Origin of the sequence: Paenibacillus provencensis (assembly GCF_042678545.1) — a bacterium.
Lineage (GTDB): Bacteria > Bacillota > Bacilli > Paenibacillales > Paenibacillaceae > Paenibacillus > Paenibacillus provencensis.
The window spans coordinates 530,499-551,650 of the sequence record NZ_JBHTKX010000001.1; the positions used below are offsets into that span (position 1 = coordinate 530,499).

Annotated in this window: 23 protein-coding genes; all 23 read left to right on the plus strand. The window is 45.6% G+C overall.

Translation table 11 applies throughout. The features are described 5' to 3' along the window. Positions 1-139: 139 nt before the first annotated feature. Positions 140-1,000 (plus strand): heptaprenyl diphosphate synthase component 1, encoded by an 861-nt coding sequence (locus ACFQ3J_RS02660; RefSeq protein ID WP_170862430.1) that lies wholly within the window; start codon positions 140-142, stop codon positions 998-1,000. Positions 1,001-1,026: 26 nt separating this feature from the next. Then, positions 1,027-1,755, plus strand: a complete 729-nt coding sequence (locus tag ACFQ3J_RS02665) for a demethylmenaquinone methyltransferase (protein WP_251581048.1) — start codon at positions 1,027-1,029, stop codon at positions 1,753-1,755. Next, positions 1,748-2,614, plus strand: coding sequence for a UbiA-like polyprenyltransferase (locus tag ACFQ3J_RS02670; RefSeq protein WP_091158049.1), 867 nt, complete (start codon positions 1,748-1,750; stop codon positions 2,612-2,614). Before ACFQ3J_RS02665 ends, ACFQ3J_RS02670 begins: the two co-directional genes overlap by 8 nt. Positions 2,615-2,617: 3 nt before the next feature. Then, on the plus strand, positions 2,618-3,220 hold the full coding sequence (locus tag ACFQ3J_RS02675) for a UbiX family flavin prenyltransferase (RefSeq protein WP_091158048.1): 603 nt from the start codon (positions 2,618-2,620) through the stop codon (positions 3,218-3,220). After that, complete coding sequence (locus ACFQ3J_RS02680; protein WP_244533215.1) at positions 3,217-4,080, plus strand: menaquinone biosynthetic enzyme MqnA/MqnD family protein; 864 nt, start codon at positions 3,217-3,219, stop codon at positions 4,078-4,080. The genes ACFQ3J_RS02675 and ACFQ3J_RS02680 overlap by 4 nt, the downstream gene beginning before the upstream one ends. Then, positions 4,077-5,051, plus strand: a complete 975-nt coding sequence (locus ACFQ3J_RS02685) for a polyprenyl synthetase family protein (RefSeq protein WP_091158044.1) — start codon at positions 4,077-4,079, stop codon at positions 5,049-5,051. The genes ACFQ3J_RS02680 and ACFQ3J_RS02685 overlap by 4 nt, the downstream gene beginning before the upstream one ends. 137 nt (positions 5,052-5,188) lie before the next feature. Beyond that, entirely contained in the window at positions 5,189-5,632 is a 444-nt protein-coding gene (ndk, locus tag ACFQ3J_RS02690; protein ID WP_091158043.1) for a nucleoside-diphosphate kinase, read from the plus strand. A gap of 36 nt (positions 5,633-5,668) precedes the next feature. Further along, positions 5,669-6,469 (plus strand): CheR family methyltransferase, encoded by an 801-nt coding sequence (locus tag ACFQ3J_RS02695; protein WP_091158041.1) that lies wholly within the window; start codon positions 5,669-5,671, stop codon positions 6,467-6,469. A 68-nt stretch (positions 6,470-6,537) separates the two neighbouring features. Beyond that, complete coding sequence (locus tag ACFQ3J_RS02700; protein WP_091158040.1) at positions 6,538-6,720, plus strand: hypothetical protein; 183 nt, start codon at positions 6,538-6,540, stop codon at positions 6,718-6,720. Positions 6,721-6,900: 180 nt separating this feature from the next. Further along, entirely contained in the window at positions 6,901-8,070 is a 1,170-nt protein-coding gene (gene aroC / locus ACFQ3J_RS02705; RefSeq protein WP_091158038.1) for a chorismate synthase, read from the plus strand. 2 nt (positions 8,071-8,072) lie between these two features. Next, the gene (gene aroB, locus ACFQ3J_RS02710) at positions 8,073-9,176 is read left to right on the plus strand and encodes a 3-dehydroquinate synthase (protein WP_091158036.1); all 1,104 of its coding nucleotides are present in this window, start codon (positions 8,073-8,075) and stop codon (positions 9,174-9,176) included. Beyond that, positions 9,176-9,553, plus strand: a complete 378-nt coding sequence (gene aroH, locus ACFQ3J_RS02715; RefSeq protein WP_091159200.1) for a chorismate mutase — start codon at positions 9,176-9,178, stop codon at positions 9,551-9,553. The genes aroB and aroH overlap by 1 nt, the downstream gene beginning before the upstream one ends. 450 nt (positions 9,554-10,003) lie before the next feature. Then, positions 10,004-11,554: an anthranilate synthase component I gene (trpE, locus tag ACFQ3J_RS02720; RefSeq protein WP_251581049.1), complete on the plus strand. Its 1,551-nt coding sequence runs from the start codon at positions 10,004-10,006 to the stop codon at positions 11,552-11,554. A gap of 16 nt (positions 11,555-11,570) precedes the next feature. Further along, positions 11,571-12,620 carry an anthranilate phosphoribosyltransferase gene (trpD, locus tag ACFQ3J_RS02725; protein ID WP_091158033.1) on the plus strand — a complete coding sequence of 350 codons (1,050 nt, stop codon included), beginning with the start codon at positions 11,571-11,573 and terminating at the stop codon, positions 12,618-12,620. After that, the gene (gene trpC, locus ACFQ3J_RS02730) at positions 12,610-13,401 is read left to right on the plus strand and encodes an indole-3-glycerol phosphate synthase TrpC (RefSeq protein ID WP_091158031.1); all 792 of its coding nucleotides are present in this window, start codon (positions 12,610-12,612) and stop codon (positions 13,399-13,401) included. Before trpD ends, trpC begins: the two co-directional genes overlap by 11 nt. Positions 13,402-13,409: 8 nt before the next feature. After that, positions 13,410-14,096 (plus strand): phosphoribosylanthranilate isomerase, encoded by a 687-nt coding sequence (locus ACFQ3J_RS02735; RefSeq protein WP_251581050.1) that lies wholly within the window; start codon positions 13,410-13,412, stop codon positions 14,094-14,096. Beyond that, positions 14,093-15,289, plus strand: coding sequence for a tryptophan synthase subunit beta (gene trpB / locus ACFQ3J_RS02740; protein WP_251581051.1), 1,197 nt, complete (start codon positions 14,093-14,095; stop codon positions 15,287-15,289). The genes ACFQ3J_RS02735 and trpB overlap by 4 nt, the downstream gene beginning before the upstream one ends. After that, entirely contained in the window at positions 15,286-16,104 is an 819-nt protein-coding gene (gene trpA / locus ACFQ3J_RS02745) for a tryptophan synthase subunit alpha (RefSeq protein WP_251581052.1), read from the plus strand. The genes trpB and trpA overlap by 4 nt, the downstream gene beginning before the upstream one ends. 49 nt (positions 16,105-16,153) lie before the next feature. Further along, complete coding sequence (gene hisC, locus ACFQ3J_RS02750) at positions 16,154-17,251, plus strand: histidinol-phosphate transaminase (RefSeq protein WP_251581053.1); 1,098 nt, start codon at positions 16,154-16,156, stop codon at positions 17,249-17,251. An 8-nt stretch (positions 17,252-17,259) separates the two neighbouring features. Continuing rightward, on the plus strand, positions 17,260-18,372 hold the full coding sequence (locus tag ACFQ3J_RS02755) for a prephenate dehydrogenase (protein WP_091158024.1): 1,113 nt from the start codon (positions 17,260-17,262) through the stop codon (positions 18,370-18,372). Between the two features lie 914 nt (positions 18,373-19,286). Next, a complete protein-coding gene (locus ACFQ3J_RS02760) occupies positions 19,287-19,880 on the plus strand; it encodes an RNA polymerase sigma factor (protein WP_047911146.1) in 594 nt (197 codons plus the stop codon). Next, complete coding sequence (locus tag ACFQ3J_RS02765; protein WP_091158023.1) at positions 19,877-20,500, plus strand: anti-sigma factor family protein; 624 nt, start codon at positions 19,877-19,879, stop codon at positions 20,498-20,500. The genes ACFQ3J_RS02760 and ACFQ3J_RS02765 overlap by 4 nt, the downstream gene beginning before the upstream one ends. After that, positions 20,497-21,096, plus strand: coding sequence for a histidine phosphatase family protein (locus ACFQ3J_RS02770; protein WP_251581054.1), 600 nt, complete (start codon positions 20,497-20,499; stop codon positions 21,094-21,096). The genes ACFQ3J_RS02765 and ACFQ3J_RS02770 overlap by 4 nt, the downstream gene beginning before the upstream one ends. Positions 21,097-21,152 lie beyond the last annotated feature (56 nt).

Genomic DNA, 21,152 nt, shown 5'->3' on the forward strand with positions numbered 1-21,152 from the left:
AATGATGCTTGTGCGATCATTTCGATCGTATGCTATAATAGATAAGATTGTGAATATATTCTATTTGAAACAATTTCATAATACCTTTAATGAGTTATGAAATTAATTCGCTACTTATTTAATGGCTCGGAGGATCAGGATGACTACATACCGCGTACCTAATCTTGCAAAAAAATATACAAACTACGATATGATTCAGCGGCATACGGAAATTCCGAATTTTCCTGATGGCCGTGTACGGCTGCTTGCGTTTTTTTTGAATCGCGGACCGGTTCGGTCAGCGGAGCATAGTGAGTTATACTCCCTTGTTACTGCCCTTGTGCAAATGGGTCTGGATACACATGAGATGATTGATATTCATGAGGAAGAGCTGAAGGAGCAGGAGATGCGATCTCGTCAGCTCAAAGTACTCGGTGGAGATTATTTCAGTGCAAGGTTCTATCAACTGCTGGCTGCAGCAGGGCAAATCTCCGTTGTCGCATCACTTAGTGAAGGAATTTGTATCGTGAACGAACGGAAAATGAATTTGTATAACCGCATGAGACGACAGCTGGTTACAGCAGAGGAATACGTTAACGAATCAGTGCAGCTGAAGAAGCAGCTGTTTCTTTCTTTTCAGAGCATGATTGCAGCTGAAGAAGTCTCATTGTTTGATCGACTGCTGAGTGCATTCAGTCTGTTTGATATGCTCATTGAGGAGATTGAACATGTGAAGGATATGGATCGTTCTCGCTATCGTCTCGCTTATTATCAAATTCTAAGCCATACGGATTCCAGTGTTAGGGAAGCCCTTTACGGGAATAAGCTTGAGCCTAATGAATGGATTCAGCTTACGCTTAAGCACAGAATACAGGAATATCTAACGGAAAAGCTGAGTCATGCTGTGAGTGATACGGAACGATTGATTCAGAATGAAGTTATTGATCAGGTGGTTGTACAGGAAATCATGAAGATGATGGAAGTGTACCGTACATATAGAGCACCTGGCAAAGTTGTTTGATAAGTGAATAAAAGGGTGGTTCGAACATGCAGCATGAAGGGGAGAATCCGAAGGAGCAGCACGTTCATTCGGTATTTCAAAGCATTGCTACTAAATATGATTTTATGAATGATACGCTCAGCTTCAGGCGTCACAAGGCTTGGCGAAAGTTCACAATGAAGAAGATGAATGTGCAGCGAGGGCAAACGGCACTGGACGTATGCTGCGGAACCTGTGATTGGACGATCAGCCTTGCAGAAGCAAGTGAAACAGGTCACATCAATGGTCTGGATTTCAGCAGCAATATGCTTGCGGTCGGACGGGAGAAGGTAGTACAGCAAGGCCGAGATCAGCAAATAACGCTCGTTCAGGGCAATGCGATGCAGCTTCCTTATGAAGATCATACGTTTGATTATGCAACCATTGGCTTTGGTCTTCGCAATGTGCCAGACTTAAGACAAGTGCTGTCAGAGATGCAGCGGGTCGTCAAGCCAGGTGGAAAGGTCGTATGTCTGGAGCTGTCTAAGCCTGCTTGGCAGCCTTTCAAGGGGATTTATTATTTTTATTTTAGACGTATTCTGCCTTTTATGGGCAAGCTTCTTGCTAAACGATACGAACAGTACAAATGGCTGCCTGACTCTCTAGCGATGTTTCCTGGAAGAGAAGAGCTCGAGCAAATCTTCAGAGAAACTGGACTTAAGGATGTAAAGTCCTATCCGCTGACTGGCGGAATCGCAGCATTACATATTGGGAGCAAGGAGAGTCAGCATGTTTAAGAAGATCGGTATTTTTCTGGAAATGATTAAAATAGAGCATACTTTATTTGCTCTGCCATTTGCTTTTATGGGAGCCATTCTTGGCTCTACAGAGATTAATGGAAGGCTGCCCTTCTGGGCCGAGATTGGCTGGGTTTTGCTCGCGATGGTGGGAGCTCGGAGTGCAGCCTTCGGGTTAAATCGAATGATTGACCGAGTTATCGATGGCAAAAACCCGCGTACGGCTGGAAGAGCTATACCTGCAGGGCTGCTTAAGATAAGTGAGGTTGTTATCTTTGTAATCATATCCTTTATTCTGTTATTCTGGGCCGCATCACAGCTCAATCCCTTATCGGTGAAGCTGCTGCCTATCGCGGTGTTTATGCTCGTTATTTACTCGTACACCAAACGTTTTACGTGGCTGTGCCATGTTGTGCTTGGATTGACGATTGGACTAGCCCCGCTCGGCGGGTGGGTCGCTGTGACCGGAGAAATTAATCTCGATGCCATTGTGCTATACCTAGCTGCCGCTTTTTGGACGGCCGGCTTTGATATTATATATGCTTGCCAAGATATCGATTTTGATCAGAAGGAAGGCGTGTATTCCATCCCTTCGCGATTTGGAACCCAAGGTGCGCTGAATATCGCAAAATATTTTCATATTATAACGGCTATCGGATTTATTTCCTTATTTTTCATGACAGATTTGAGCTGGATATATGCAATCGGTATACTAATATCATGCGGACTTCTTATATACGAGCATATGATTGTGTCACCAAACGATATGAGCCGAGTACAGACGGCATTCTTTACGCTGAACAGCTGGGTCAGCATGGTCATTCTATTGTTTACTTTGATCGACGCGGTGGTGATCTAACCTATGAATAGATTAAGAAGACTCGCTGTCGGCATAACCGGCGCGAGCGGTAGCATATACGGAGTCAGACTGATTGAGACATTGCTTGATCAGGATTACGAGATACACCTTGTCGTTTCGAATGCAGGCTGGCGTGTGTTAAAAGAAGAACTAGGCTGGAATGTTTCGGACCGGGAAGGGATTTTGAACGAGAAGTTCGGGAACCGTCCCGGTTCTCTTATATATCATCCTGTTAGCGATATAGGAGCTTCCATTGCAAGCGGGTCCTTCTTGATGGACGGAATGATCATCATGCCGTGTTCAATGGGGACATTGTCAGCGATAGCGCACGGGGCCTCGGATAACCTGATAGCCAGGGCAGCAGATGTCATGATGAAGGAAGGGCGTCCACTCGTATTGGTGCCCCGCGAAACGCCGCTTCATGCTATTCATCTGGAAAATATGCTTAAGCTGAGCCGGCTTGGTGTCAAAATGATTCCAGCCATGCCGGCATTCTATTATCATCCTGAAACATTGGATGATCTTATCTATTTCTTGGTGGGAAAAGTACTTGATGTTCTTCACATCGAGCATAACTTGTTTAAGAGATGGGGGGAGGAGAATTGAAGGAATTACAACACGCAACCACCATCGGAAAAATAAGCTACACCAATGCATGGCCGATCTATCACTTCTTCGAGCCGGCTGCGCTTACGTATCCGGCAGAGCTGATCACCGAGGTGCCTGCAAGATTAAATGAACGCATACAAGAAGGAACGCTGGATTTAAGCGCGATGTCGTCTTTTGCATATGGGATGGCATCTGATCGATTGCTCCTGTTGCCGAATATTTCAGTCAGCAGCCAGGGAGAAGTGAAGTCTATCCTGCTATTTAGCAAGGAGCCCATTGATTCCATTGGAAACCGGACGATTGCTCTGACCAACACTTCAGCAACCTCAGTTAATTTACTCAAAGTGATTATGACAAAGTTCTACGAGGGTAAACCTGATTATATTACGATGGAGCCTGAACTTGAGCACATGATGGAGAATGCAGATGCTGCTCTGCTTATTGGAGACCATGCTATCAAAGCATCCTGGGCAGATCATCATTATTTTGTATACGATCTTGGAGAGTTATGGTACCAGTATACCGGACACAGCATGACTTATGCAGTGTGGGCTGTAAGTCGCAGCTTAGCGGATAACAATGGAGAGGCTGTTCAAGAGATTGTCCAGGCATTTTATAACAGTAAGACAGCAAGTCTGCGAGATCTGGCACCTGTTGTTAAACAGGCAATACAGCAAATTGGCGGTTCTGAAGCATACTGGTATGCATATTTCAGAAATTTGGTTTACGATTTTGGTGAAAATGAGTTGCAGGGGCTGCAACTGTATTTCCGTTATGCACATGAGCTTGGTCTCATGGAGCACGAGGTCCAGGTGGATCTCTGGAATGAGAATAAGCTGATACGGGTGACGGAATGAAACTACTTGATATTTTGACAGCACTAAAGAAGGATATTAGTTATATAGAAAAAGAATTATACCGTGGTGTAGAAACGAGTGAGCCTCTGCTTGCTGAAACGTCGCTGCACTTACTCAAAGCAGGCGGCAAACGCCTCAGACCGGTCTTTGTGCTGCTTGGGGGAAAGTTCGGAAACTATGATATCGAGGTACTCAAGCACGTGGCAGTTCCACTCGAGCTGATCCACTCCTCGTCGCTTGTTCACGATGATGTAATCGACAATGCGGAAACAAGACGAGGTCAGCTTACCGTCAAATCGAAATGGGATAACCGGATTGCAATGTATACCGGTGACTATATCTATGCACGTGCCATGTCAATTATAGCGGAGCTGCCCAACCCACTGATCCATCAGACGATGGCGAAGGCCATGGTACAAATGACGATCGGCGAGATGGAACAGATCAGGGACTTCTTTAACACCGATCAAAGTGTGCGTAACTATTTGCTGCGAATACGCCGCAAAACGGCACTCCTCATCGCGATCAGCAGTCAGCTTGGGGCGGTGGCAGCCGGTGCGGATAAAGAGGTGTGCAGGAGACTCTACAGCTACGGCTACAATGTAGGGATGGCCTTTCAGATCCAGGATGATCTGCTTGATCTAAGAGGCACAGAGAAGCAGCTCGGCAAACCGCCGGGAAGCGATATGCTTCAGGGCAATATTACGATACCCGTTATTTTCGCGTTGCAGGAAGAGCGCATTCGTGAGGATTTGCTCCAGCTTATTAACCGGATCCATGAAGATGGAGACAAGGGGTCAGTGCAAGCTGCAGTGGGCATGATTCGTGAAAGCGATGGAATGGCTAAAGCAGAGGCGCTGGCTGACCGATATATGAATAAAGCTCTTGATGCGCTGGAAGGACTTCCTGACATTAAGACGAAGAAAAATCTACGGGATATCGCTCATTTTGTTGTAAAACGTTCATATTAACCTGGCAGGAACATCAAGAAAGCAAGTCGAAAGTCATTATGCAGGTAGCTAGGGCGTGTCTTAAAACTCAGTGAAATCTGTTTTTTAGAGTTTAAGACACGCCCTGATTCTTAAACAAAGCCTGGAGGGAATAGACGATGGAGCGTACTTTTTTAATGGTGAAACCAGATGGGGTTCAGCGTGGACTGATTGGGCGAATTATGAGCCGGTTTGAAGACAAGGGATTTAAATTGGTGGCCGGGAAATTTGTGCAGGTAACCGTTGAACAAGCGAAACGTCACTACGCCGAGCATGATGGCAAACCTTTCTTTGATGATTTGGTGTCATTCATTACTTCCGGACCTGTATTTGCCATGGTATGGGAAGGTGAGGACATCATCACTCTATCGCGAATGCTCATCGGCAAGACGAATGTGAAAGAAGCGCTTCCTGGGACAATTCGGGGAGATTTCGCGGCGATCACACCACATAATTTGATTCATGGCTCTGATTCACCAGAGAGTGCGGCCAGAGAACTCCGTAATTTCTTTGAAGAAGACGAACTTGTTGCGTATGACAAAACGATTGCTGTCTGGACATAAAATGTGCGGTTCTTTTCCTAAGAAAGAAGGTTTCATGTGTCCAATCTAGAGGTTTCAACAACACCATCCGATTACATGCTATTTATTCGTAATGTTAAACAGGCCACTGGTATTGATCTATCGCAATACAAAGAAGCCCAAATGAAACGAAGGCTTACGACGCTTCGTAACAAGCACGGGCATGAGAGCTTTGCATCCTTTTTTGAGGAAATGACCCGAAACAAAGCTTTATTTCTTGAATTTCTGGATCGAATGACAATCAATGTCTCCGAATTCTGGCGCAACCGGAACAGATGGGAAGTACTTAAGGATACGATCCTGCCCAGCCTGAGCCGGAATCATGAGAAGCTCAAGATCTGGAGCGCCGCGTGTTCTACAGGCGAAGAGCCCTACACATTGGCCATGATTGTTGATATGCTGGGCTTATTAAGCCAGACAGATCTGCTTGCTACTGACATTGATGAAGGTGCATTGGATAGAGCCAGCAAGGGTGCATATCTGGAGCGTTCACTGAGAGAGGTTCCTGAGTCCGTATGCAGACGTTACTTTACCGAGGATGGGCTTCAGTATCATATTGATGGTAAGCTTAAACAGGCGGTGCGCTTCAGTAAGCAGAATTTACTGTCTGATACGTTTGAAGAAGGCTTTGATCTTATCGTTTGCCGTAATGTGATGATCTATTTTACGGAAGAGGCCAAGCATTTGCTGTATCAGAAGTTTGCCAGAGCGCTTAGGCCAGGCGGGATATTATTTGTGGGAAGCACAGAGCAGATCTTTTCTCCCAGCCAATATGATCTCGTTTCGGTGGACACCTTTTTTTACCAAAAGTCTATATAAGTATAGTTCGAGTATGAATTGCCCTATACTGGAACTATCTGTCTGAAGACTTTTTGGAGGTAAAACAATTGGATAAACGAACTGTAATTGCTGCATACAGACAAGGGCTTATCAATATCCGGGAATGTGCCCAAATCATTGGGCTAGATACGCTTCAAATGGAGCGGATGCTTGGTGAGATCAAGCCTCAGCCTGACTCTGATCGTCATGAGCTGTCATGGCGGGCTGGACTATCTGCTGGCAAGTCATGAGCGTACAAAGAAACGCCTGTCCTAATGTGAGGATAGGCGTTTCTTTGTAATCGTCATCCGATTAGCCGGAACAGGCGATATCAGATCCATTCTTGTCAAACAACACATGCTATACTATAATGAGCAAAGATTAAACATTTTAGCAGTTTAAAGCTTAACAGTATAAAGGGGGAACGTATTATGAGTCTTCGTTATTTAACCGCAGGGGAAACGCACGGACCCCAATTGACAGCAATCGTAGAGGGACTTCCAAGTAATATGAAAGTGGATTTTGAGGAGCTGAATTTTCAGCTGCATCGCCGCCAGAAGGGATACGGACGCGGGCGTCGTATGCAAATTGAGAAAGATACAGCTGAATTTGTTGGCGGTATTCGCCATGGATATACAACAGGAGCACCGGTTGCGCTGGTCGTGGAAAATAAAGACTGGACGCACTGGCGCAACATAATGAACATTGAGCCGATTGAAGGTACTGATGAAGAGAAGCGCAGAGTTCATCGTCCAAGGCCAGGACATGCTGATCTGAATGGCGGACTTAAATACAACCTGAAGGATCTCAGGAATGTTCTCGAGCGCTCCAGTGCTCGGGAAACGACGGTACGAGTGGCGGTAGGAGCCATTGCACGTCAGCTTCTGGCTGAGTTCGGCATACAGATTGCTGGGCGCGTGCTGCGAATTGGTGAGATAGAAGCTCCCTATGAGGAACTGTCTATTGAAGAGCTTCGCAGCCGCACAGAAGCATCCTCGGTTCGTGTAACCGATCCTGAAACAGAAAAGAAGATGGAAGCTTACATTGATCAGATCAAGAAAGAAGGGGACTCGATCGGCGGTATTGTAGAATGTGTCGTGGAAGGTGTTCCTGTCGGACTTGGAAGCTATGTGCAATATGATCGTAAGCTTGATGGACGTATTGCGCAAGCCGTTATGTCGATAAATGCCTTCAAAGGTGTCGAGATCGGTATTGGATTTGAAGCGGGTACGATTCCGGGATCACAGGTTCATGATGAGATCTTGTACAGTGAGGAGAAAGGATACCATCGTGCCTCCAATCGCTTGGGCGGGTTTGAAGGTGGCGTGACGAACGGTATGCCTGTCGTTGTACGCGGTGTAATGAAGCCGATCCCTACGTTATACAAACCACTGCAAAGTGTGGATATTGATACAAAAGAGCCTTTCACGGCTCAAGTTGAACGTTCGGATGCTTGTGCGGTTCCTGCTGCCAGCGTAGTTATGGAGCATGTGGTTGCTTGGGAAATTGCTAAGGCATTTCTGGAGAAATTCGGCGGTGATTCCATTGAGGAGATCAGAGCCAACCTGGAGAACTATAACGCCCAATTGGAGCGTTACTAGTCATGAAGACGCTGAATGTGGACTTGGGTGAGCGCTCTTACCCTATTTATATTGGCAGCGGGCTGCTTGCTATGACAGGAAGCCATCTGGCTCAGCATGGGGTGAGTAGTAAGAGTCCGATCATGGTCATTACTGACGATCACATAGCTCCTCATTATTTGCAGATCGTGAAGGATTCCCTGGAGCAAACAGGCTACAAGGTTGTATCCGCCGTAGTTCAAAGTGGAGAGACGTCCAAGTCTCTCTCCGTATACACGGAAATGATGACAATGGCAATCGAAGGCGGCCTTGACCGAAGCTCGGCTATTCTGGCGCTTGGCGGCGGCGTAGTCGGTGATTTAGCTGGTTTCGTCGCTGCTACATATATGCGGGGAGTACGCTTTGTACAGATTCCGACAACAATCCTAGCTCATGACAGCAGTGTAGGGGGCAAAGTAGCGGTTAACCACCCACTTGCCAAAAATATTATCGGTGCATTCCATCAACCCGAGTTCGTTCTGTATGATGTGGACACGCTGAAGACGCTGCCTCCACGTGAAGTTTCTGCTGGCCTTGCAGAAATGTTAAAGCATGGACTAATTCAAGACGAGGCTTTTGCCCTTTGGTGTGAAGAGCATGCGAATAAACTGCTCTCCTTAGATAACGATTCACTTGTGTATGGTCTGTTACGCGGCTGTTCGATCAAGGCTGATATCGTATCCCAGGACGAAAGAGAGAATGGAATTCGGGCAACGCTTAACTTGGGTCACACGATCGGACATGCGATTGAAGCGATTGCAGGTTATGGCAAATTTCTGCATGGTGAGGCAATTTCAATCGGGATGGTTGGCGCAGCTCGGCTTGGTGTATTAAGAGGGGCCGATCCGGAGCTATACACAACGACAAAGCGCATGCTCGAATCATTGAATTTGCCTACCTCACTTCCAGCAGACATGAGTACAGATGATATTCTTGCAGCCATGATGCATGACAAAAAATTTAGAGAAGGCCTGATGGTCTTTATCATCCCGACCAAGATCGGTGAAGTTGTAGTAGCGAATGATGTTCGGGTACAGGACGTCAGGGATGTTATCGACGGGCTGAAGGAAAGAGGCGTAAACGCATGATGTACACAAGAGGTATACGAGGTGCAACGACGGTAACGAGCAACACCGAAGTGGAGATCATGAAGGAAACTTCAAAGCTGCTTCAAGAGATCGTAGAACGTAATCGGCTTGAGCCGGAAGCGATTTGCAGTGTATGGATTACACTTACCCAAGATCTTGATGCTGCATTTCCGGCCAAGGCGATCCGTGAACTGGCTGGATGGGAGCTCGTACCCTTAATGTGTTCTTTGGAGGTTCCGGTCAAAGGTGCGCTGGAGAAGTGTATTCGCTTTATGATCCATGTGAATACAGAGAAATCACAAAAAGATATTCTGCATGTATATTTAAATGGCGCGAAGGCATTGCGTCCAGATTTGGCCGCTTCCTCTGGAAGCTAAGGGGCAAATAGCACCTTGCCAAAACAGATTAAACTATGTATAGTGAACTGTAGCAGAGATGAGAAGAGTTAAGACGTTTGATGAGTAGAGCAGAGCTTAGCCATTTTCAGAAGGCTGTGGCCGGTAGTGTCTAAGGCATGACGGTAGCATGGCTGGTGAGATGGGAGAAGTCCTTGGCCTTTAAGCATAAGGCAAGGCTTTTGAAAGTTGAGAAGCATGAAGGATATAGATACCCTTATTAGCTGTAAGTACAGGATTGAGAATATATTCTAGTACTTTATTATTCGGCTATCTCTATAGGGTAAGTATATTTTCTTTAGGTTTCTTATGCTTACTTACTCATATATTCGTTAATGAACCTCTACAATCTCGTAGAGGTTTTTTTGCATACACGCATACTTCTTGAACTTCATCTTGCGCCCATCTTAAGCTCAAGGGAGTGTTATAAGGATGTTGAATATAGAAGCACAAGAGGTACTAAGGCAAGCCAGGGAATATAATTTGATTCCTGTCGTTAAGCGAATTCTCGCTGACATGGAGACACCAATCCGATTGTTCAGCCGATTCGCAGAGCAGGAATACGCATTTTTACTAGAGAGTGTGGAAGGCGGGAGCAACTGGGCGAGATATTCATTTATCGGGACGGACCCTTTCATTACGATATCCGGTAAGAATGGAGTCATTACTGTAGAACATGATGGACGAAGACAACAAATGGAAGGTAAACCGATAGAAGAGCTAAAGGCGCTGCTTAGACAGTATCGCAGTCCTATGGTGGACGGATTGCCGCCGTTTACAGGCGGAGCCATCGGATTTTTCGGATATGATCTGCTGCAGTATTACGAGAAGCTGCCGAAGCATGCGGTGGATGATCTCCAAATGGATGATATTCAGTTTATGTTCTGTGATCAGGTCATCGTATTTGACCATGTGAAGCAGCAGCTGCTTTTAATTGGAAACGTACATGTTGCACCAGGTGATCGGGATGAGGATATCCTGCGCAATTATCAACAAGTGGATGAGAGGCTGGAGAAGCTCGCAAGGGTCTTGGCAGATGAGGGACCGAAGGAGAATGCTAATCGCCATACTATGCCAAGTGGAGTTGAACTCGGTGATGTGAAGTCGAATCTGACAAAAGATCAGTTTATTTCCAATGTTGAACAGGCGAAAGAGTATATCCGTGCAGGTGATATTTTTCAAGTGGTGCTGTCCCAGCGATTCCATATTGAGACCGAGGTATCTCCTCTTCAGGTATACCGGGTGCTCCGAACGCTGAATCCCTCGCCGTATATGTATTATTTAAAGCTGGGAGAAGAAGTGATCGTTGGCACCTCGCCAGAGGCGCTTGTCAAGGTCGACGGCGGAAGGGTACAGACAAGGCCAATCGCGGGCACGAGACCGAGAGGAGCAACAAATGCGGAGGATGAACGTTTAGCCGAAGAACTGCTTCAGGACGAGAAGGAACGTGCAGAGCACCTGATGCTCGTTGATTTGGGCCGTAATGATATCGGGAAGGTCAGTCAGTTTGGTACCGTAAAATGTGACTCATTTATGGAGATCGAGAAATACTCTCACGTCATGCACATGGTGACAAATGTATCCGGAACGATAAGAGAGGACAAAGATTTCTTTGATGCTTTTCTATCCTGTCTTCCTGCTGGCACCGTATCTGGTGCGCCGAAGCTGAGAGCCATGCAGATCATTGCAGAGCTGGAACGTGAAGCGCGCGGTGCCTATGCTGGAGCAATCGGATACTTAGGTTTCAGCGGGAATATGGACTCCTGCATTACGATTCGAACGATTATTTTCAAGGAAGGCAAGGCCTATGTTCAGGCAGGGGCAGGCATCGTATGGGATTCGGTTCCCGAAATGGAATATGAAGAGACGGTAAACAAAGCGAAGGCACTTCTAACGGCAATCCGTTATGCTGAGCAAATGTTTCCAAAAGAAGCTGTACCACAGAGCTACACGAATCAAGATTATATTTATACACCTAATTGATAAGGAGGAGATCACGATGAGCACCATCATAAAAGGAAATGCGGTTCAGCAAGGCCTCATGAATATCATGGAAGGCAAAGATCTGACGCAGATTGAAGCTAGGAATGTCATGGGTCACATTATGAGCGGAGAAGCGACTGCTGCACAAATTGGCGGACTGCTAACGGCTTTGCGGCTAAAAGGAGAAACGGTTGACGAAATCACCGGATTTGCTGAAGCGATGCGTGAATCCTGTGCCAGAGTACACACAGAACAGAACAATCTGCTGGATACCTGTGGCACAGGAGGATCAGGGATCAGCAAATTCAATATTTCGACGGCTTCCGCAATCATCGCCTCCTCTTTATCGGTAAGGGTTGCAAAGCACGGGAATCGTTCTGCAAGCGGAAGAGCAGGAAGTGCTGATGTACTCGAAGCATTAGGTGTAAACATCCATTTGAATCAAGAACAGGCGAGAGATTGCCTGGATGCCATCAACATTTGTTTTTTATTCGCTCAGGTATATCATCCTTCCATGAAGTATGCGGCTGCACCGCGTAAAGAGCTGGGTGTAAGGACGATCTTCAATCTACTTGGACCGCTTACCAATCCAGCTGGAGCAGACCGCCAAGTGCTTGGTGTATATGACGTATCCCGAACTGAAGCCATTGCAGAATCGCTTGGCAGACTTGGGCTGAAGAGAGCACTCGTCGTTGCAAGCTATGATGGACTGGATGAGATCAGTATTTCAGACCGAACCAAGATATCGGAATTAAAGGACGGAGCTGTCCAAACCTACGAAATTCACCCCGATGATTTGGGGCTCAAGGTGCATCCATTGCAGGAGGTACTCGGAGGAACGGCTGCCGAGAATGCTGACATTATTAAACGTGTGCTCTCAGGGGAGCAGGGAGGATATCGGGATATCGTGCTTGCGAACGCAGGGGCTTCCATCTATGTAGCAGGACTTGCGGGAAGTATCGCAGAAGGGGTTCACTTGGCCAAAAATGCCATTGATTCTGGTAAAGCATCCGATAAATTGACGCAGCTTATTCAGAAGACGGGAGAGTATGGATATGTATCTTGATCGAATTGTGGCAACGAAGAAGGAAGAGGTTGCGGCTTTATCCAGCCTATTTAATAGGACTGAGGCAGAAAAAACAATTGCAGCACTGCCGGCGACGAGAGGCTTTGAAAAAGCATTGTCCAAGGAACATGTAAGAGGAATGGGTCTGATTGCTGAAGTAAAAAAAGCCTCTCCATCAAAAGGACTAATTCGGAGTGATTTCGATCCTGTTGATATAGCGAAGGCTTATGAAAATGCAGGTGCGGATTGTATGTCGGTGCTGACAGATGTCAACTATTTTCAGGGGAAACCCGAGTATTTAACGGAAATCAGCCGGCAAGTGCGCGTTCCACTTCTGCGCAAAGATTTTATAATTGATGAGATACAAATCGCGGAAGCACGCATCATTGGAGCGGATGCCGTTCTGCTGATTGCAAGTATACTCAGTTCTGCACAACTGTCCAGATATATTAGCTACGCCAAGGATTTGGGTCTAGATGCACTCGTCGAAGTCCACGATAAGGAAGAGTTATTAAGCGTTCTGGATATCGGCAGTGCATCTCTGATCGGGATTAACAACCGAAATCTTCGCACATTTGAAACTCGCCTGGAGACGACGGCCGAGCTCGCAGGACTTGTGCCTGAGTATGTAACCTTAATTAGCGAGAGCGGCATTCGTACACCGCAAGATGTGGATTATGTGAAGCAGGCAGGTGCGAAAGGAATCCTTGTAGGCGAGCAGTTTATGCGTCAGGATAATGTGAGCCAGGCTGTTCTTGAGCTTATGGGTGCAGGGAAATAGGTGAGAAAATGACGATACAAAGAGGTAAACCGCTTTTAAAAATATGTGGACTTCAGGACGTTGAAGTGCTAAAATCAATGAAGCACTTAACTGTCGATTTTATTGGTTTTGTATTCGCTAAGTCGAGGCGCCAAGTATCTGCGGATCATGCTGCACAGCTCTGTAAGGTACTGAGTGAATGGGAAGTTGCACCTTCCCCCAAATCAGCAGGAGTGTTCGTTAATCCTGAATGGGAAGAGCTTACAGCCATACTTGATCAAGCTCCACTCGATGTGATTCAGCTGCACGGACAGGAATCCCCGGAATTTTGTCATAAAGTCAGAGCAGAGCTTGGTGTACAGGTGTTTAAGGCTTTCTCGATTCATGACAACCAGACTCCAAACATTAGCGTCCATGATCAGCTGAACCCGTATAAAGGTAAGGTAGATGCCATTCTGCTCGATACCTATGATGGAGTATACGGCGGCGGATCTGGAAAGACCTTTGCTTGGGATAAGAGCCTGCCTTACCAGCAGTGGGCTGAAGATACGGGAATTCCGCTGTTTGTAGCCGGCGGCCTTGATGCAGATAACGTAACAGAGCTTGTTCGTCGTTATGCTCCGGATGGAGTGGACGTTTCAAGCGGTGTTGAGACAGATGGACATAAAGATATCATTAAAATGACAGCTTTTGTGGAGAGGGTGAAGAAGGCATGACGCAATTACCGGATGAATATGGTCGTTTTGGTCCTTTTGGAGGGCGGTATGTGCCGGAAACGCTAATGAATGCACTAATCGAATTGGAGCAGGAATACAAGCGTTTTTCAGAGGATCCTGAGTTTAATGAGGAATTGAACTATTTGCTGAAGCAGTATTCGGGCAGGGAAACCCCTCTTTATTATGCAGAACATTTAACCCAGCAGCTGGGCGGGGCCAAAATATATTTAAAGCGCGAGGATTTGAACCATACGGGCGCCCATAAAATTAACAATGCGCTTGGACAAGGACTGCTCGCTAAACGAATGGGTAAGAAAAAAGTCATCGCTGAAACGGGCGCAGGACAGCATGGGGTGGCAACGGCGACCGTTGCGGCACTCTTAGGCTTGGAATGCAAGGTGTTTATGGGCGAAGAGGATACGAAGCGTCAGCAGCTTAATGTATTTCGCATGAATATGCTGGGAGCCGAGGTCGTTCCGGTCACATCGGGAACTCGGACGCTGAAGGATGCGGGGAATGAGGCGCTCAGGTACTGGGTCAGCAATGTGGAGGATACCTTCTACATTCTCGGTTCAGCTGTGGGACCCCATCCTTATCCGCTGATGGTTCGTAATTTTCAGCGTGTCATTGGAGACGAAACAAGAAGACAGATTGTCCAAGCCGAAGGAAGATTGCCTGATAAGATCGTGGCAGCTGTCGGTGGAGGCTCTAATGCAATCGGTATGTTTTATCCGTTTATAAATGATGACTCCGTTGAGCTCATTGGCTGTGAAGCTGCAGGCAAAGGTGTGGAAACGGAATTTCACGCAGCCACGATGAGCAAAGGAACACATGGCGTATTTCAAGGCTCGATGAGCTTCCTGCTTCAGGATGAATACGGACAAGTTCAAGAAGCGCACTCGATCTCAGCCGGATTGGATTATCCAGGGGTAGGACCTGAGCATTCTTATCTCAAAGAGATTAAGCGTGCACAGTATGTGCCGATTACAGACAAGGAAGCGCTGGATGCACTTCAATTGCTCTGCCGGACGGAAGGGATCATTCCTGCATTGGAATCAGCCCACGCGGTGGCCGAGGTAGCCAAAATTGCTCCAAGCATGGAGAAGGAACAGATCGTTGTCATCTGTCTATCCGGCCGGGGAGACAAGGATGTCGAATCCATCATGAAATACACGGGAGGTCATCTCTCATGAGCATACAATTAAATTTAATGGATCTTGCCTTTGAAAGACTTAAATCCGAAAACCAAACGGCACTGATTCCTTTTCTCACGATTGGTGATCCCGACATCGAGACGAGTATCGAAATTATTCTTGAGCTGGAAGCAGCGGGAGCTGATGTCATCGAGCTTGGTGTTCCATACTCGGATCCTCTTGCAGACGGACCTGTTATACAGCGGGCTTCCGAGCGTGCCTTGAAGCAGCATATTACCATTCGCACATGCATGGAGGCGGCAAGAAGAGCCAGAGAAGCAGGATCCAAGCTACCGTTTGTGTTGTTCACTTACTATAATCCTGTTCTTCAAACCGGATTTGAAACTTTTTTTGAATTGTTGAAAGAGCATGATATCAGTGGCATCATTATTCCCGATTTGCCAATTGAGGAATCGGAAGAAATTAGGGCCTATGCAGACAAGGCGAATATACATCTCATACCTTTGGTGGCGCCAACCTCTAAGACTAGAATAGAGAACATCGTCAAAAAAGCGAGAGGATTTATATATTGTGTTTCATCTCTCGGTGTCACTGGTGAAAGATCCTCGTTCCATCAAGAAGTCGAGGCGTTTATTGACACGGTAAAATCGTACACTCGTCTCCCCGTTGCTGTTGGGTTCGGTATTTCGAGCCGTGAGCAGGTGGAGAGGTTCTCGAAGCTATGTGACGGCGTTGTTGTAGGGAGTGCAATCGTTAGACAGATTGAGACGAGTATTCCATTATTGACAGATCCTACGACCAAGCAAGAGGGGCTTTTGCAAATCCGGAATTTTGTGGCACAATTAAAGCTGTAGCGAATGCTGCAGCTATTCTTATTAAGCATACAGAGGAGGGGCTTTAACATTGAAACCTAAATCACAGATCGTTAATATACCCGTCTATAAACCAGGGAAGCCTATTGAAGAAGTCAAACGTGAACTAGGGTTAAGCGAAGTTATCAAGCTTGCCTCCAATGAGAACCCTTATGGCACTTCACCCACAGCAAGAGAAGCGATTCAGGCTGAGCTGATGAATTTAAGTATTTATCCCGATGGTAGTGCCGGAGATTTGACAGCTGATCTTGCTGAACATCTTAACGTGAGCAGGGAACAGATTATTTTTGGAGCAGGCTCGGATGAAGTCATTGCGCTTATTACAAGAGCATTTCTTGTGAGTGGTGATGAGACAATCATGGCTGATCAAACCTTCTCCGTTTATAAGAGCAATGCTGATATTGAAGGCGCCGTTAGCATTGAGGTTCCCCTAGTCGACGGTAAGCATGATCTTGAAGGAATGCTGGAGAAAGTAACCTCAAATACGAAGATCATCTGGGTATGTAACCCGAATAATCCTACAGGAACAATTGTAACGGAAGCCGAGCTCGTATCCTTCCTGGACCGAGTGCCGCAGGATATTATGGTCGTGCTTGATGAAGCATATTATGAGTACGTAACGGATACAGCATATCCACAAACGATTCCTCTTCTAGATAAATACGCTAATCTTGTGGTGCTTCGTACATTTTCTAAAATATATGGACTTGCTGCGCTTCGCATTGGCTATGGTGTCGCACAGCCGGAGATTATCTCGCTCATCAATAAGGTAAGAGAGCCGTTTAATACGAACCGACTGGGACAGTCTGCGGCCCGTGCAGCTCTGAGTGATCAGGCTTTTGTTACCGAATGCCGGGATTTGAACCGTGAAGGAGTAACGTATTTGCAGGGCGAATTTGAGCGTCTGGGACTGCACTATTTTGCTACACATGGCAACTTTATCATGGTTGAAGCAGGCAGACCTGCCGGAGAGATGTTTGATGCCTTGCTTAGACAAGGGATTATTGTTCGTCCTGGCTTTCAAATATATCCGACATATATCCGAGTATCTGTGGGTACTAAAGAGCAGAATGAGACTTTCATCAGGGCACTGGAAAATGTGCTGAAGGCTGAAACTACTGGAGTGTAACGCTGCCCATGAATGAATCAGAGAATCATACACAAAAAATAGCCATTTTCGGGGTGGGACTCATTGGTGGGTCCCTTGCCTTGTGTTTCAGAGGAAAACCCGGAATTACCGTCGTAGGATATGCACACGAACCCGAACTCAAAGAACGCTACATTCAGAGCGGAGTATTGGATGAAGTAACGTTGTCGATTGAAGAAGCGGCAATGGATGCTGATTATATATTTTTAAGCGTACCTGTAGGAATGCTGAATTATTATCTTGAACTTCTTAGCAAGCTTCCACTCAAGAAAGGCTGCATCATTACGGATGTCGGAAGCACCAAAGCTTCGGTCACCTCGGCCGCCAACTCACTTGATTTTCAGGATGCATACTTTATCGGCGGACATCCCATGGCAGGATCAGAAAGATCTGGTGTTGAAGCGGCTTCTGCCTTGCTGTTTGAGAATGCATACTACGTATTAACCCCCTTAGAAGGGATTCCTGAGCATGTATATAATTCGCTGAAGGCGTTACTTGCTCATACGAAGGCACAGGTTATTCGTGTTGATCCGAAGCATCATGATGATATCGTTGGGGCCATCAGTCATTTGCCGCATATTATCGCGGTAGCTCTGGTCAATCAGGTAAGCGAGTATAACGAGACAGAACCGTTGTATCAGCTGCTTGCTGCCGGAGGCTTCCGGGATATTACCCGGATTGCATCAAGTGATCCTCTCGTATGGAGAGATATATTGTTGAGTAACCGGGAAGTGCTTCTTCGATTATTCAAGGATTGGAACATGCAAATTCAGCGGTTTACCGATATTCTTGAGCATCAAAATGGTGAAGCGATTGAAGAGTCATTCCGGACCGCAGGCGCGTTTCGCAATCAGCTTCCAGAGAGAAGAAAAGGCGTCATCATCTCTTTGTTTGATATTTATATTGATGTGCCGGATACGCCGGGGATTATTGGTAAAATTGCAACTGAGCTAGGCACGGCGGCTATCAATTTGAGCAATATGCAGATTATCGAAAGCCGGGAGGACGTTCCGGGGATTTTAAGACTGTCATTCAGGCAGGAAGAAGACATGGAGCGTGCAGCCCGGCTGCTTATCTCCAAGAATTACACCGTTAGAAGCTAGGAAGCGTGTAGCTGCTTTCTAGCTTTTTATATTATCTTTTCGTGCATTTTAAACCTAATAAAATCGCTTTAACTGAGCAAATGAACAGGAAAATAAATTAATGTATAATAATGGTTGACAAAATGAAAACGTATACATATAATAAAAGTACAGTATGGTTTCTCTCCACTCCTATCCAATAACTGAGTTGCTCTGAAAATGGGCAACGGGTCGTGAACTCGGTTCACGACCTCTTTTTTTTTTTAGAAGAAGAGCTTGTTGTCATTCGCTTCAGTGAACTCCCTATATAAACACGCCATTTTAACACATGACACCTCACATAAACTAGAAAATGTAAGTAGAGTCGCATGTAAGAGAAGACTTTTTTTATCATCATGACATCCCTTCCTCATGAACTCAGGGTATTATGAAATTGATTTACTTGATAAAAATTAAATTCCAATTTACCTGCAACTATTTCCAATTGATTTCCGTCTCTTATTTAGTAACTGTTCAATAGAAGGGATAACAAGAAAAGGACTGACATAGGCTGAAAGTAGGGTAGTAAACGAAGTTTACAAAAATTTAACTATTTTATTGGGAAACTATGGTCGCTTGTATGGTATAATGTTCCTTGGTCATAAAGTCATGTTTAGGAAAGTGTTACTACATATGGGATGGAAATATACAGCAAGAATATGCTGGCTCTCCTTACGAACATTACATTTTTGTAATTTATTTATAATTCTTCAATTTAGATGAAGGTGTGAAAGTTCCTTTCAAGGTCATATGCATTACCGTTTCAAGCGGTCTATCTTCATAACTAATTGTTAGACGTAATTATAGAAATGCGTGATCCCAATTCATTTATAAGTTGTTCTTAGATGCCTTACATGGGAGCAGGCTAAGGATAGGCAAGGAGGAGCTTAGGCCTAATGGATGATTCAGAGCTGATCAAGGAGATAAAAGAGGGGAACATTGATTTATATTCAGAATTAATGAAACGCTATGAGCGCAAAATGTATGCTTTTGTATATCACATGTTGAGAAGTTCAGGGCTTGAACATTTAGCTGAAGATCTAGTATCTGAAACTTTTTACAAAGCTTACCGGAGCTTGCATTCTTTCCGTGAAATTGATGCATCCTTCTCTACATGGGTGTATACTATTGCTAGAAATACGGTTCTTAGCGAGCTTCGCAAACAACGAACTGCAAACATTCCTCTGGAAGAGAGCGGCTTTATGCCAATCGCTTCGGCAGACACTGCCCCTGAACAGGCGATGCTTACGAGTGAGCGTGTTGTTAAGGTGCGTGAAGCAATCAACAATTTGCCTGACAAGCAGCGTACTGCAATCATTTTAAGAGAGTATGACCAACTAGACTATCAAGAAATATCAAATATTTTAGGACAGACGGTAAGTTCTGTTAAATCCTTGTTGTTTCGTGCTCGAATGAGTGTCAAGAATCAATTGCAGTCTTATTTCTTTGAACCGATTTACGAGGAATACGAGGGGATGAAGAATCAATGAATTGCAGCGATGCCCGGGAGCATATGGCAATGATTTGGGATCTGCCTGCACATCACCCAATAAGGCTTGAATTTATGCAGCATATTAAGGGATGTAAAGCATGCGGGTCAGAGTATGAGGAATGGACTGAATTGTATGAGCTGATCCCTTTGACTGCTGATCAAATACCTGAGAAGAAGATTCAATCCATGCATACCAAAGTCATGGATCGGATCTATAAGGACAATCCGAATATTCAGAATAGTGTTGTGAGAAACTATCCATTAATGTCACAGACCGTTAATCATCGGTTGTCGATCTGGATTTCTGCATGTCTAGCTTTGTTTCTGTGCAGTGTTGTCTTTATGACTTCAAGTTTGGACTCTGGCTTGGGCGAAGTCGCCAACCAGCAATCTGGTATTGTTCCGACGGCTGTAGCAAGTACTTCTCCGTCGTTATCTATTTGGCAACATGAAGAGAGTAGAACCAGCGGTATAATGGATCCATTGGTGGTTGGAATGAAGGCATATCCTGAACATTGGATGATTCTGTCTCTAATTGCTTTGGGAGTGGCCTTATTCTCTCTTCGCCGCATTCATAATGGACGGGCGATAACTTCTAGAGAAGGGAGTAAGCAATGAGAATAGGTCTGATTCGTCATGGATTAACTGACTGGAATTTACTCGGCCGCATACAAGGTCAAAGTGACATTCCGCTGAACGAGGAAGGCAGGCAGCAAGCAAGATTGCTCGGCAGCAGGCTATTAGAAGAGCCTTACAAGTGGGATTACATTATTACGAGCGGATTGTCACGGGCGCAGGAGACTGGTGAGATCATTTCTGGCATTTTGAATACGCCTATGCTGCCTCCAGATGAGCGACTCAAAGAAAGAGCTTTTGGGCAGGCTGAAGGCCTTACTGCTCTAGAGCGTGAAGAGAAATGGGGCATGGATTGGAACCTGCAGGATCTGGGACAAGAGAAAGAACCCGCAATGCAGGCAAGAATCTTGTCTTTCATGAATGACTTAGCAGAGAAATACCCTGATCATCAAATTCTCGTGATATCACATGGTGCATTGCTTGCGCAGTTGTACAGAGCTTTGTATGAAGATCAGTACTCCGAGCGGATTGGCAATTTGTCACTAACGATTCTGGAGAAGGCGGAGTCGGAATGGAATCCACTATTGTATAATTGTACTAAGCATTTACTTGCAGCAGATTCAGTTAACAAGAAATAGCTTAAACGGTAACCCGATCATATTTCGGGTTATTTTTTTTGCGGATTTGGAATAAA

Bases quoted from the DNA above. Each gene is read 5' to 3' on its own strand.
- ACFQ3J_RS02660 (WP_170862430.1), top strand. From the start codon at position 140: ATGACTACATACCGCGTACCTAATCTTGCAAAAAAATATACAAACTAC.
- ACFQ3J_RS02665 (WP_251581048.1), top strand. From the start codon at position 1,027: ATGCAGCATGAAGGGGAGAATCCGAAGGAGCAGCACGTTCATTCGGTA.
- ACFQ3J_RS02670 (WP_091158049.1), top strand. From the start codon at position 1,748: ATGTTTAAGAAGATCGGTATTTTTCTGGAAATGATTAAAATAGAGCAT.
- ACFQ3J_RS02675 (WP_091158048.1), top strand. From the start codon at position 2,618: ATGAATAGATTAAGAAGACTCGCTGTCGGCATAACCGGCGCGAGCGGT.
- ACFQ3J_RS02685 (WP_091158044.1), top strand. From the start codon at position 4,077: ATGAAACTACTTGATATTTTGACAGCACTAAAGAAGGATATTAGTTAT.
- ndk (WP_091158043.1), top strand. From the start codon at position 5,189: ATGGAGCGTACTTTTTTAATGGTGAAACCAGATGGGGTTCAGCGTGGA.
- aroC (WP_091158038.1), top strand. From the start codon at position 6,901: ATGAGTCTTCGTTATTTAACCGCAGGGGAAACGCACGGACCCCAATTG.
- aroB (WP_091158036.1), top strand. From the start codon at position 8,073: ATGAAGACGCTGAATGTGGACTTGGGTGAGCGCTCTTACCCTATTTAT.
- aroH (WP_091159200.1), top strand. From the start codon at position 9,176: ATGTACACAAGAGGTATACGAGGTGCAACGACGGTAACGAGCAACACC.
- trpE (WP_251581049.1), top strand. From the start codon at position 10,004: ATGTTGAATATAGAAGCACAAGAGGTACTAAGGCAAGCCAGGGAATAT.
- trpD (WP_091158033.1), top strand. From the start codon at position 11,571: ATGAGCACCATCATAAAAGGAAATGCGGTTCAGCAAGGCCTCATGAAT.
- trpC (WP_091158031.1), top strand. From the start codon at position 12,610: ATGTATCTTGATCGAATTGTGGCAACGAAGAAGGAAGAGGTTGCGGCT.
- ACFQ3J_RS02735 (WP_251581050.1), top strand. From the start codon at position 13,410: ATGACGATACAAAGAGGTAAACCGCTTTTAAAAATATGTGGACTTCAG.
- trpB (WP_251581051.1), top strand. From the start codon at position 14,093: ATGACGCAATTACCGGATGAATATGGTCGTTTTGGTCCTTTTGGAGGG.
- trpA (WP_251581052.1), top strand. From the start codon at position 15,286: ATGAGCATACAATTAAATTTAATGGATCTTGCCTTTGAAAGACTTAAA.
- ACFQ3J_RS02755 (WP_091158024.1), top strand. From the start codon at position 17,260: ATGAATGAATCAGAGAATCATACACAAAAAATAGCCATTTTCGGGGTG.
- ACFQ3J_RS02760 (WP_047911146.1), top strand. From the start codon at position 19,287: ATGGATGATTCAGAGCTGATCAAGGAGATAAAAGAGGGGAACATTGAT.
- ACFQ3J_RS02765 (WP_091158023.1), top strand. From the start codon at position 19,877: ATGAATTGCAGCGATGCCCGGGAGCATATGGCAATGATTTGGGATCTG.
- ACFQ3J_RS02770 (WP_251581054.1), top strand. From the start codon at position 20,497: ATGAGAATAGGTCTGATTCGTCATGGATTAACTGACTGGAATTTACTC.